This window comes from Pseudomonas sp. PDM13 (assembly GCF_025685765.1).
Lineage (GTDB): Bacteria > Pseudomonadota > Gammaproteobacteria > Pseudomonadales > Pseudomonadaceae > Metapseudomonas > Metapseudomonas solani.
The window spans coordinates 74,544-86,289 of sequence record NZ_JAOTQU010000024.1 but is presented as its reverse complement, the minus strand read 5'-3'; the positions used below and the strand labels follow the sequence as shown (position 1 = coordinate 86,289).

Below are 11,746 nucleotides of genomic sequence, written 5' to 3'. Positions count from 1 at the left end.
CCTCACAAGGTGCGGGAGATCGCGATACCGACGTAATCACGGTCACGATAGAGCTGGTCGTAAGGCGTATCGCCCCCCATGAACTTGGCGTAATTGAGGGACACCTGCCAACTGGCCGGGTTGCGCACGAAGTTCAGGTAGAGGTTCATGCTGCTCGCACCTTCGGTGAAGGTGGCAGAGAGGTTCGGCGTACGCCCCCCGAGCGACTGCGCATAGAAGAAGCCCGGCGTAACCTGCCACCCCGATAACAGGGTGCCGTCGTAGGTCACGCTGAAGTCCAGGTTGACCCCCGACGAGGTCTTGTCGCCACGGGACTTCGGCGCCGTCGCAGGATCCAGCTGCCAGGTATTGAGCCCCGCAGCCAGTGGCTCGCCATTGACCTCGTCATGCAGCCCCGGGTACTTGATGACCACCAGCTCGGTCAGCAAGGTCCCTGCACTGGCGCCGGTGAAATCGAGCAGCATCGGCGAGTTGGACGGGTTGAGGCTGTAGAGGCCGGTCAGGTGCCATTGGAACCTCTTCTCGTCCTTCCAGCATTTCCCGCCATTGCTCGAGCACAGGTCGATGACCGGGTTGAGCATCACCGAATCCTTGGGCCGGTAGGACAGCTCGGTACCGATCGCCCAATCGCCGACCGGCAGGTTGGCGCTGATGCCGTACATCATCCGATCTTCCTGATAGCGCCAGGTCGGTGCGGCGGCAAAGGTGTTCGGGTCTAGAATGTCCACGCGCAGCGACGGCAACTTGTCGTGATAGCGCATCACGTAGAGCCCATAGTTGACGTCGCTGTCTTCCGGCTGCCAACGCAGCGAAATACCCCACTGGCCACTGTCCCGGGCTTTCTTCTCAGAGAACCCGTAGTCTCGCCGGCCCTCGCCGAGGGCATTGTTGTTGGACCAGTAGCTGCCCACCGGCGGCAGCTCGCTCTTGTTCCAGCGGAATTGGTAGTAGGCCTCGACATTGACCCCGGAGCCCAGGCCCGAGGCGACACTGAGCATGGGCGCCGGCAGCACGGCCTCCTTGAGCTGCACGCCGGGGCGGGCCAGGGCCTGATAGTCGTAGGCGTTGGTGTTGTTGATGCCCCCTGCCACGAACAGGCTTTCGCCCCAGTTGATCACCTGGTTGCCCAGGCGGGCCCGTACCCGCTGCCCACCCAGGTCGAAGCCTTTGCTCACCCAGAGATCCAGCAGGCGAGCCTTGAAGGCGAGCTCGTCGCGGGCGTCGTCGCTGAGCCCGTTGCTGCCGACACTCTCGGGCGTGTTGAACGACAACGTACCCGTGGTATCGGTGGCGGCGAAGTCGCGGATCCAGGTACCGCGCACCATGAAGGTGACGTCCTCGGGCGCCTTCAGCAGCAGCTCGTGGGTGCCCTTGAGGTAGTTGGTGAAGAGGTCGCCCCGGTCGTAGTTCAGGTCGCCCTGGTCAGCCACGCCGGAGCTCTGCTCCAGGCAGCCGGACGGCACGTTGTGCCCGGTCGGCCCCTGGTTGATCAGGTTGCAGCCGCGCGACTCCGTGCGCAGGCCCATGCCTGCCGTGATCGTGGAGTCGAACGAGCCGTGAAGGGTGTCGGTTTCAAAGGTGAACCCCATTGCCAGTGGGGTTGCGCACACGATGGCAAGGCCTGACGCTTTCGTAATTATTTTTTTCATGCTGGCTCTCGATCTGACGTCGTTCTAGCGCTCGCTGATAGCTCGCAGGTTGTCGGAGGTGAAGAAGTCGCGTTTCAGCCGAGGGTTGCCACTGTCTTCGGTGAGCCAGCGGATGTCGTTCTTGCCCGCGCCGATGGTGGTCATGTCGAAGAGGTAACGGCCGTCGACCAGGTTGTACTGGACCTGCGCCTGCACATCGCATGCGCCCGTCTCGTACACGGGGATCGAGAACCCTTCACGCACCTTCCAGATCTGGCCCTGCTTGTCGTAGTCGACAGCCAGCAGGGGGTTCCAGCTGTCCTCGTCGATGTAGAACAGGCGCTTGGGCGCCTGGTGGCGCATGCCCTGGCGAACATTGGCCTCGACGACCCAGACACGATGCAGCTCGTAGCGGCGCGATTGCGGCGCGATGGAGTCGTCGCCTGCGAACGCTTCAACCTTGGCAGCCGTGTCGTAGGCACCAAAGGCGTTGTACGGCACCAGCAGCTCCTGCTTGCCGATCAGCTTCCAATCGAAGCGGTTCATGGCCCCGAAGAAGACGTTCGCCTCATCCACGGTGTACTGGTTGTCCAGCCCGATCTGAGGCGCGTCGTAGGAGTACGACGGCATGCGCCGGACCCGGCGCTGGCCGGGGAAGTAGTAGAAGGTCGTGGCCTGCTCGCCGGCCACGGCCGTCTGCACCGCGGACTGACCGGCCTGCGCCGCTGGCTCCTGGTAATTGAAGAACGTGGCGTTTTCCAGGCGGCCAAGGGACGAGAAAAGCGCACTGCCCTTCTTGCCCCAGGGCGTGAAGAAGAAGGTGTCCGTCGACTGGCGCAACCATTCCCCGCCCTTGCGCGGCGAGACGCCGGAAATGGTCCTGGGAATCTCGACGCCCAGGCCGCGATAACGCATCTTCATGTTCCACATCACCTCTGCGCCGGTGGCAGGCAACGGGAATGGGGCGCCCGGCACATGGGCCTCCTCGAGGGCCACCCCCTCGGCGTCGAGCTTGGCGAAGCCAAGGTTCTGCCGGGTGTTCTCAGCCACGAAATCCGGCACGCCGCAGGTGCGGCGGGTCGGGTAGACCTCCATGCGGTAGCCCGGAATCTTCTTGAACAGTTCGAGCTGGCCCGGGGAAAGCTTGCTCGCGTGCTGCGCCACGCTGCTCGCGTCGATGCTGTAGAGGGGTTTGTCATCCTTGAACCTCCAGTGCTCTCCCCGCACCTGGCCGTAGCTCCAGCCCTCCCCTTGCGGCCCCGGAGCAGCCCAGGCGGGAATCTCCCCGTTCGAATTGGCGGCCACCTCACCGCCCAGCGGCGTCAGCGTCGAACCCAGTTCCTCGGCCCCCTGGGGCGCGGCCTGTACCGAGCAGATCGCGGTCGATGCCGCGAGGGTAACCAGCAGCTGCCTGAACATACGGCGGGCGGATAGGTCGCCATCCTGCCGTGTAGATACGTCTTTCATTAGAGACTCCTCGAACAAGGGCTTGGACTGGCTACCCGACTTTCCAGGCGGAAATCGGCACCTATCGCAAACTGATCATCTGACATGGTCAATTGACCATGTCAGATGACCAACACGCAATCCATATGCCAGAAACTTGTACGAGGAAATTAAATTAGATAAATCAGTTAGTTAGGCGTTATTGGCGATTCATATGCATCAAGTGCCTGCACCATCATGGGAATTAAAGGAACATGTGTTACCCGTATATGCCCACTCATGGCGCACTTCGTAGTTATACGAAGCCCTTCCAAGCCGCCGCCTTTATTGCGCCAGAGTTGATCTCTCGACTGAGAGCCCAACCCTAAAAACGAATCACTCGCCCATAAAAAAACCGCCCCGAGAGGCGGTAAAGAAGCGGACCCAGGGCCCGACATGGAGCTGTTTGAATCAATGAATATGCCGCACAACAGCGCAGCCTGTACCGTTCGATCTAACGGACGTTGAGCAACGCCTCGGCGGAGTTCTTTCTGGAACGCTGAAGTGCACCATAGGCATAGAACGACTGCACGATCGAGTACGACCAGGTCAAGAAGGCCAAGGTCATGAACAGCATCTTCGTGTCATCACCCGGAATCGGAAAGAAGTCATACCGCAGTGCGATCGTCAGCCCCGCCACGGCGGCCAGGGCGGTTGCCAGCGCATGCAGAGGCTCTCTGGCACGGGCCAGTCGCCACACGAAATAGGCCAGGTACGCGGTGTAAGCCAACCACATCACCACATAGAAGTAAGGGAGAAACGCCTTGAATGAGTTCGACATGAAGTAGATGGCCGCGGCCGCAAAACCAGCCAGGAACAATAGGATGTCACTCAGCAGAGACGGCTTGTAATTATGCGTGGCCGCCATCAAACCCAGTGTTGCAATAATCGGAATTCCGACCCCTCGGGAAAAGGCATCGAGAAACATGGCGGCTTTGTAATTGGCCAGCCAACCCGTAAGGAGGAAGACCGTAAAGTTCGTTGCGGATATTCCTACAATCAAAAACTCTCCGCCCAGCAGATAATTTCTTCGCCGGGTGAATGCCACCCCATAATACAAGCCGCATATCGTCAGCAGCACACAGGAGGCCAAGATACTTACTTCTATTAGTTCCACGATAACAGCCTCTATCAATAGGGCCACGTTGTTGGTCAGCCACTTGAAAAGAACAACGGCACGGGTTGCGGTCAGCCTTTTTCGGCCTGGTACTTGCGCACTTTTCTATCCGTCCAGGCGTCCAGCAATGTGGCCGCCGCAAACGCGGACTGCACGACGCACCATTGCAGAGGCTCTGGTAACAGGGACGGTGTCTTGTGCTGCAGTGCCGCCAGCAGCTCCGGTGCTTCACCGTTGATCTGCGCGGCAAACAGCGACCCGACGAGCGATTGGGTGCCCAGCCCATGACCCGAGCAGCCGGTGGTGTAGTAGATGTTCTGCTTCGCGCCCATGACGCCGATCACCGGCAGGAAGTCATAAGCGCCGCTGACGTAGCCACTCCAGCAGTGCTGGATGCCAAGGCCTTGCAATGCCGGATAGCGCTCGCGCAGCACATGGGCCAATGCCTTGTAGGCACCCTGGTCAGGGATGTTGGGCGTCTTCGAACCGTAGGCATAACCCAGCTTCTTGACGGTCAACACCATGGTGCCGTGCGCCGTCAGGCGGTGGCTCTCCATGGTGTAGTGCGGCGTGATGATCCCTTCCCGCCCCTGCCAACCCAACGCAGCCAGTTGCTCCGTCGACAGCGGTTGCGTTTCGATCGCCGACACCCGAATCGCCGCGACCTTGTTGTGCAGCACCCCCAGCTGGGGGGTGTAGGCATTGGTTGCCAGGACCATCACCGGGGCGGTGGCACTGCCGTGCGCCGTCTTGCAGGTGATGACCGGCCCTTCACTGAAGGAGAGCAATGGCGTGCGCTCGAAAAGCTTCACGCCCGCCTTGATGGCCTCGCGACGCAGGCCACTGACGTATTTCCCAGGATTCAAGGTGCCGCCGCACTGTTCGGAGGCGAACAGGAAGGCAGGCGGGATGCCCCGTGCGCGCATCTCGTCACCGTCCACGAAGCGGCTCATCGCCCCCAGCTTCCGACCCAGCGCCATGTTCTCCCGCAGGCGCTTTTCCTGGCTGGGATGAACACCGGCCCGGAGCACACCCGAAGGGTTGTAGTCACAGTCGATGCCCAGTGTCTTCAAGCGGCCTTCGACGTAGGGCACGGCCTCGTCGTAGAACCTGACGAACTGTGCGGCCTGCTCCGCCCCCACGCGACTGACGAACATGTCGCATTCGACGCCCATGCTGCCGAGCAGGTAGCCCGCATTGCGCCCGCTGGCACCGAAGCCCGCGAACTCCTGCTCCAGCACGATGACCTCCGCCCCGCGCGCCCTCAGCTCCAGCGCGGTCGAGAGGCCGGCAAAGCCGGCGCCGACCACGATCACATCGGCGCGCGCGTGGCCCTTGAGCTCCGGTTGCAGATCGCCCGGACGTTCAATCCATCCGCCAAGCGTGCGGAATCTCAACGGCACGGAATCACCGCCAGTTGCCTTGTTCAACGCGTTCATTCAAATCACTCCACGATCACCGACCAACGCTCCGCCAGGGTCGCCCCGTGGCAGGCTCGAGACTGCTAGAAACCTTTCCCCGGCTCGGAGAAAGCAGGCATGCCCAGGAGCTCTTGCGGGTCTCGCATCTGGCCATCGATTTCCACCCAGCCCAGCAGCGTGGAACTGGCGCTCCAGCCCAGCAGGCGCTGCATCTCCGGGGGGAGCTGGCGAACCCGTTCAATGGGAAGGGAAAGGAAGTGGTTCTCTTCGAGGCGCAGGAAGGCCAGGTCGTAGGCCATGGTCAGGCCAGTGCGAGGAGACGACGTGGTATTGGCACCACCGCCGTGGTAGACCGACCCCATCCACAGCAGCGCGGAGCCTGCCTTCATTTCCGCGGCGATGGTTTCTTCCTGGGTCGGCATGCGCTCGTCATCCCATTGGTGGCTACCCGGAATCACGCGCGTGGCACCGTTTTCTTCGGTGAAGTCCGAGATGGCCAGCATCATCTGCAGCCGGGCCTCGCGCCCGAACTGGGGATGTCGCCACAGCGAGGTGGCATCGTCACGGTGCAGGGGCTGCAAGCCTTGGCCCGGCCCGATCTGGATGGCCTGGGTGATGCTGAGCTGAATGTCAGGGGCCATCTCGATGCGGTCGCTGCCCACCCAGACATGGGTCGGTGTCTGCAGGATCTGCCGGGCCGCCCCGATGAACAGCGGGCTCAGGGCCACCTCCACCGCCGTGTCACTGCGCCCGATGATGCGGGCGACACGTCGGGTCTGGGTGCCGGCGAAATAGGGGTCCTGTCCGCAAGGCGTGACGTTCAGGTAGGCGTCCAGCTCTTCGGTGAGGGACTTCAGCGTTGCTGGCGAAACAAACTCGGAAATGATGACGCCGCCGTCACGCCGGATGATCTCCACCACCTGCTCGATCGAGGCATCGCTGCCGACCGTCGAAAGCTTTCGTGTATCCATCTGCTTTGTACCTGTCTGGTTTTGTCATTGTTCTATCCAGCGAACCTGGGCAACCCCGGCTCATCCCACCCAGCACCCAGCGCAGAAGCAGCCTCTTGGTTGCGCTGCCGCAGCCCGGCATTACCAGGGTGGACAATTCATGATTACCGAATATGGTCAAGTGATCAAGTCAATTGATCTTGATTTTTATGTTGCGTCGCGGCCATCGTTTGAACCCTTGAAATTCGAGGGTCCGGCCGACACTCGCTGGCCGGTGGCATCAACCCTGGGCGATGACCACCCGCTGGGTGCGGCCATCCCCGAGGAGCGGAATGGCCTCGACTCATTTCATGGATTGGGGAATGACCTTGCGATAGCATTCGTCACCGCCGGCACCGGACCAGGGGGCTGGCGGCAATACAAAAAAGGGAGAACGCTCAATGGCTCGGATAGGCGCTGAAGAGCGCAGACAGGATTTTATCGAGGCCACCATCAAGGTGATCGCAGAGCACGGCATAGCCAACGCCACGACGCGGCGTATCGCGGCGGCGGCGGATTCGCCGCTGGCCTCGCTGCACTACGTCTTCCACACCAAGGAAGATTTGTTCTATGCGGTCTACGAGTCCTTGATCAACCTGCCGCAGCAGTACTTGCAGCAAGCGCCGGCAGGCAGCACCCCCGCAGAGTCGGTAGGGGAAATGCTGCGCCAGCTGGTCAATTGGTTCGTCGCGCACCCGGAACGGGCCATCACCCAGTTCGAACTCTTCTTCTGGAACCTGCGCAACAACCCGGAAATGGCAGAGAAGATCTACACCGTTTCCACCGAAGCGACCCGGCAGGCCATACAAAAAGCGACGGGCGATGCGCTGGACCAGGCCGCACTGACCTCTGTCAGTCAACTGCTCCTCAACCTCTTCGATGGCTTGCTGCTCGCCTGGATCGCCCACGGCAACCCCGAGCGCCTCGAGGCCGAGACCGAAACGGCCTGCCAGGCGGTGAAGCTGTTGGTAGCCAGCCACTGAGATGCCGGTCGGATGCGCCGTGCTCCAGTGGCACGGCAATCCGAGCCTCTGGATGCTCCTTGCAAGCCCCCGCCAGTCACCGCCCTGACGCCTCCAACGCCCTCCCCGGATCACCGGTGCTGCAGGGCGGATAGCCGCCTAGCCCCGCGCCCTCCCCTTCGATCACGACGCCCTCGTTGCGGCTGGTCGGGTCAGCCACGCGCTGGCTGACCCGGTTCAAATCGTCCCAAAAGAACAGTTGCACGGTGCATTTTGCACCTTGCTCCGTCTGCCAGGCCGCCCCATCATGGTCAAATGATCAAGTCAAAAGATCAGTCTCTACAACACAACAATAGGAGGCGACATGTCCTCGCACACTGCTCTTCCGGTTGAGCCACTCGATATTCTGATCATGGGAGCCGGTGTGTCTGGCATCGGCGCGGCGGCCTACCTGCGACGCCATCAGCCAAACAAGACCTTTGCGATTCTCGAGTCCCGTGAGCGAATGGGGGGCACCTGGGACCTGTTCCGCTACCCCGGCATCCGCTCCGACTCCGACCTGTACACCTTCGGCTTCGACTTCAAGCCCTGGACCAAGGCGAAGTCCCTGGCGGACGCCGCAGACATCATCGAATACCTGCGCGAAGCCATCGACGAGCATGAGCTGGACGCCCTCATCCAGTACAAGCAGACCGTCATCTCGGCGAACTGGCAATCGGACAAGGGCCTGTGGGCGGTGCTGGTGGACGATGGCGACTCGGAGCAGCTCCGCACTGTCGAGTGCCGCTGGCTGTTCAGCGCGGGCGGCTACTACCGGTACGACCAGGGGTTCAGCCCCCGCTTCGAGGGAAGCGAGCAGTTCAAGGGACAGATCGTCCACCCGCAACACTGGCCAGAGGACCTGGACTACACGGGCAAGCGTGTCGTCGTCATCGGCAGCGGCGCGACGGCCGTGACCCTGATTCCGGCCATGGCGGACAAGGTCTCCAGCATCACCATGCTGCAGCGCACGCCCTCCTACATCATCAACCAGCCGGCCAATGACTCGGTCGCGGCGTTCTTCCGCAAGGTCCTGCCCGAGCAGGCCGCCTACTCCCTGACGCGCTACAAGAACGCCAGGATCACCCTGGCCTTCTGGGCCTTCTGCCAGCGCTTCCCCACGCTTTCCCGCAAGCTGCTCCTGTGGCTGACCCGCAAGGAGCTGCCGAAGGACTATCCGGTCGACGTGCATTTCAATCCGCCCTACAACCCCTGGGACCAGCGCCTGTGCACGGTTCCCGAAGGCGACCTGTTCAAGGCGATCAGCGCGGGCAAGGCGGACATCGTCACCGACCATATCGAGCGCTTCACCGAATCCGGCCTGTTGCTGAAGTCCGGCAAGACCCTGGACGCCGACATCATCATCACGGCCACTGGGCTGAATGTGCAGATGTTCGGGGGCATCAGCCTGTACAAGGACGATAAGCCCATCGTTCTCAGCGAAACCCTCGCCTACAAGGGCACCATGCTCTCCGGCGTCCCCAACTTCGCGTTCGCGGTGGGCTACACCAACTCCTCCTGGACCCTGAAGGTGTGCCTGCTGTGCGACCACTTCTGTCGCCTGCTGGGCTTCATGGACAGCCAGGGCCATAACGTCTGCGAACCCACGGCGCCGGACGGGATCGAGACCCGCCCGCTGCTGGATTTCGGTGCCGGCTACGTGCAACGCGCGCTGGACAGCATGCCGCGCCAGGGGCCGAGCGAGCCCTGGGTGATGTCGATGGACTACTTCCGCGATGTCAAACTCCTGCGCCGCGGCACGGTGGCCGAGGAGTGCCTGGCGTTCTCCTCGGTGCCCAGCGCGCCCCTGCACGCGAAGGTCGAGCTGCAGCAATCAGGTGGCCGCGGATGAGCCCCGATCGCTTCTGCGAACTGCCTGGCGCGCGCAGGATCTGCTATCGCAGCCACGGCCACGAAGACGCACCAGCGGTGCTGCTCATCGTCGGCCTGGGGCTGCAGCTGACCTACTGGCCGCAAGCGCTCATAACCGGACTGGTCGAACAGGGATTGCGCGTCATCACCCTGGACAACCGGGACTCGGGCAGGTCCTTCTTCACCGACGTGACCCCGCCCTCGGTCATGCAGCAGTTCTTCCGCAAGCGGACCCCCGGCTATGACCTGGGGGACATGGCCAGCGACGTCATTGCACTCATGGATGGCTTGCAGCTGGAAACGGCGCATGCCGTGGGCATGTCGATGGGCGGCATGATCGCCCAGACGCTCGCGGCGCGTTACCCCACGCGCATCAGGACCCTCACCTCCATCTTCTCCACGACCGGTTCACTGCGCGTGGGCCAGCCCGCGCTCAAGGCCATCTTCAAGCTGCTGCGCCGCCCCCCGCGCAATCAGCAGGAAAGCGTTCGCGACTACCTGGACATCATGCGCGTGATCGGCTCGACGCTCGAGTGGGGCGAGGTGGCGATGCGCGACTACGCCACGCACGCCTGGGAACGAGGTGGCGGCGAGGCCAGCAACCTGGGCACGGCGAGGCAGATCGGCGCAATCATCAACTCGGGTGACCGTACCCAGGAACTCCAGGGCATCCGTTGCAGCACGCTGGTCATTCATGGGGACAAGGACCTCATGGTCGCGACCAACGGAGGCTTCGCCACCGCCGCGGCGATCCCCGGGTCGAGCCTGGTGCTATTGCCCGGGATGGGTCATGACCTGCCGAAATGCCTGACAGGCACGCTGCTGTCCCTTCTCTCGGGGCACATGCGCTAGTACCGACCTCCTTTTGGGGCGTGCAGCTTGCCGCCCCTTTTTTTATTCAACCAGAGGCTTCTCGCAGCCCCTTTCGCAGGACACAGAACAACAAGATTCCGGCTTGTTGAAACCGTCAAGCCGTACGCCAAGCGCCCGAGCCGTCCAGACGAACTCGCCCGGGTGCTCCTCCACTGCCCTTTCGACAATCACAACAATCGAGCAAGAGGTCTGTATGGAATTCAAGTTCTTACTCCCCAGCAAAGTCGTCATGGAACCCGGCCTGCGCGAGCGCACCGGTGAGCATCTGCGGGCACTCGGCCTGAGCCGCATCCTGATCGTGACCGATCCCGGGGTGAAGGCAGCCGGCCTGCTGGACAGCGTCTACGCCAGCCTGGAGAAAGCCGGCATCGCCTTCGAGGAAGTGGCGGACATCAAGGCCAACCCACGCAGCGAAGACATCAACCAGACCGCGCAGCGGTACCGGGGCACAGGCATCGACGGCCTGCTGGCCGTGGGCGGCGGCAGCGCGATGGACGCGGCCAAGGCCATCAGCCTGCTGCTCACCCACGACGGCCGCATCGAAGACTACGAAGGCTCGTTCACGCTCAGCCATGCCATACCGCCCATCGTCGCCATTCCGACCACGGCGGGCACCGGCAGCGAGGTAACCTGCTTCTCTGTGATCACCGACACCGCCCGGCATTTCAAGATGAACGTCCTGGATTATCGGATCGGCCCGGTACTGGCACTGCTCGACTCGCACATCACCGACACGCTGCCCGCCTCGATTGCCGCCGCGACCGGTATGGATGCGCTCACCCACGCCATCGAGGCCTATACCTGTCGCGTGTCTAACCCGATCAGCGACGGCCTGGCACTGCATGCCATCCGCCTGATCAGCCAGCACCTCAAACCCGCCGTGCAAGAGCCGGGCAACCGGGAAGCCCGGGAGCAGATGCTGGTGGCGAGCCTGATCGCCGGCATGGCATTCGGCAACGCCGACGTCGGCAGCGTGCACTGCATTTCCGAAGCGATCGGCGGCATGTACGACACGCCGCACGGCGTGGGCAACGCGATCTTCCTGCCCTTCGTATTCGGCCACAACCGTGACGCCGACATCGTCCGCCATGCCCAGGTGGCCTATGCGCTGGGGATCGACCCCAGGCTTTCGCCGGTCGACGCCGCCGAGGCCGCTGTCAGCCATCTGTTCCAGATGAGCAAGGACCTTGGGATCCCCCGCTTCGCCGACGTCAGAGGCGTGCGCGAGGAAGACTTCCCGACCCTGGCGGAGAACGCCAAGCAGAACTTCTCGGACGCCAGCAACGCCAAGTCGATGTCCGTGCAGGCCTACCACGACATCATCACCACCGCTTACCAGTTCGTCGCGTGAGGGGGGCCG

Annotated in this window: 10 protein-coding genes; 5 read left to right on the top strand and 5 right to left on the bottom strand. The window is 62.5% G+C overall.

What is annotated here, in order from left to right; genetic code table 11:
* Positions 1 to 2 precede the first annotated feature (2 nt).
* The 5 genes from OEJ36_RS23015 to OEJ36_RS22995 all read right to left on the bottom strand — a co-directional run bounded on the left by OEJ36_RS23015 (position 3) and on the right by OEJ36_RS22995 (position 6,622).
* Entirely contained in the window at positions 3 to 1,649 is a 1,647-nt protein-coding gene (locus OEJ36_RS23015) for a DUF1302 domain-containing protein (protein WP_317891599.1), read from the bottom strand.
* A gap of 24 nt (positions 1,650 to 1,673) precedes the next feature.
* Positions 1,674 to 3,095: a DUF1329 domain-containing protein gene (locus tag OEJ36_RS23010; protein WP_263403509.1), complete on the bottom strand. Its 1,422-nt coding sequence runs from the start codon at positions 3,093 to 3,095 to the stop codon at positions 1,674 to 1,676.
* A gap of 472 nt (positions 3,096 to 3,567) precedes the next feature.
* On the bottom strand, positions 3,568 to 4,230 hold the full coding sequence (locus OEJ36_RS23005) for a hypothetical protein (protein ID WP_263403508.1): 663 nt from the start codon (positions 4,228 to 4,230) through the stop codon (positions 3,568 to 3,570).
* Between the two features lie 71 nt (positions 4,231 to 4,301).
* Positions 4,302 to 5,669 carry an NAD(P)/FAD-dependent oxidoreductase gene (locus OEJ36_RS23000; protein WP_263403507.1) on the bottom strand — a complete coding sequence of 456 codons (1,368 nt, stop codon included), beginning with the start codon at positions 5,667 to 5,669 and terminating at the stop codon, positions 4,302 to 4,304.
* Between the two features lie 65 nt (positions 5,670 to 5,734).
* Entirely contained in the window at positions 5,735 to 6,622 is an 888-nt protein-coding gene (locus OEJ36_RS22995; RefSeq protein ID WP_263403506.1) for a phytanoyl-CoA dioxygenase family protein, read from the bottom strand.
* A gap of 139 nt (positions 6,623 to 6,761) precedes the next feature.
* Here OEJ36_RS22995 and OEJ36_RS22990 point away from each other — a divergent pair, with 139 nt between their 5' ends.
* From OEJ36_RS22990 to OEJ36_RS22970, 5 genes are all read left to right on the top strand, one after another.
* A complete protein-coding gene (locus tag OEJ36_RS22990; protein WP_263403505.1) occupies positions 6,762 to 7,061 on the top strand; it encodes a hypothetical protein in 300 nt (99 codons plus the stop codon).
* The gene (locus tag OEJ36_RS22985; protein WP_263403504.1) at positions 7,042 to 7,623 is read left to right on the top strand and encodes a TetR/AcrR family transcriptional regulator; all 582 of its coding nucleotides are present in this window, start codon (positions 7,042 to 7,044) and stop codon (positions 7,621 to 7,623) included. The genes OEJ36_RS22990 and OEJ36_RS22985 overlap by 20 nt, the downstream gene beginning before the upstream one ends.
* Positions 7,624 to 7,966: 343 nt before the next feature.
* The gene (locus OEJ36_RS22980; RefSeq protein WP_263403503.1) at positions 7,967 to 9,493 is read left to right on the top strand and encodes a flavin-containing monooxygenase; all 1,527 of its coding nucleotides are present in this window, start codon (positions 7,967 to 7,969) and stop codon (positions 9,491 to 9,493) included.
* Positions 9,490 to 10,365 (top strand): alpha/beta fold hydrolase, encoded by an 876-nt coding sequence (locus OEJ36_RS22975; protein ID WP_263403502.1) that lies wholly within the window; start codon positions 9,490 to 9,492, stop codon positions 10,363 to 10,365. Before OEJ36_RS22980 ends, OEJ36_RS22975 begins: the two co-directional genes overlap by 4 nt.
* Positions 10,366 to 10,579: 214 nt before the next feature.
* Entirely contained in the window at positions 10,580 to 11,737 is a 1,158-nt protein-coding gene (locus OEJ36_RS22970; protein ID WP_263403501.1) for an iron-containing alcohol dehydrogenase, read from the top strand.
* Positions 11,738 to 11,746 lie beyond the last annotated feature (9 nt).

Bases quoted from the DNA above. Each gene is read 5' to 3' on its own strand.
- OEJ36_RS23015 (WP_317891599.1), bottom strand. From the start codon at position 1,649: ATGAAAAAAATAATTACGAAAGCGTCAGGCCTTGCCATCGTGTGCGCA.
- OEJ36_RS23010 (WP_263403509.1), bottom strand. From the start codon at position 3,095: ATGAAAGACGTATCTACACGGCAGGATGGCGACCTATCCGCCCGCCGT.
- OEJ36_RS23000 (WP_263403507.1), bottom strand. From the start codon at position 5,669: ATGAACGCGTTGAACAAGGCAACTGGCGGTGATTCCGTGCCGTTGAGA.
- OEJ36_RS22995 (WP_263403506.1), bottom strand. From the start codon at position 6,622: ATGGATACACGAAAGCTTTCGACGGTCGGCAGCGATGCCTCGATCGAG.
- OEJ36_RS22990 (WP_263403505.1), top strand. From the start codon at position 6,762: ATGATTACCGAATATGGTCAAGTGATCAAGTCAATTGATCTTGATTTT.
- OEJ36_RS22985 (WP_263403504.1), top strand. From the start codon at position 7,042: ATGGCTCGGATAGGCGCTGAAGAGCGCAGACAGGATTTTATCGAGGCC.
- OEJ36_RS22980 (WP_263403503.1), top strand. From the start codon at position 7,967: ATGTCCTCGCACACTGCTCTTCCGGTTGAGCCACTCGATATTCTGATC.
- OEJ36_RS22975 (WP_263403502.1), top strand. From the start codon at position 9,490: ATGAGCCCCGATCGCTTCTGCGAACTGCCTGGCGCGCGCAGGATCTGC.
- OEJ36_RS22970 (WP_263403501.1), top strand. From the start codon at position 10,580: ATGGAATTCAAGTTCTTACTCCCCAGCAAAGTCGTCATGGAACCCGGC.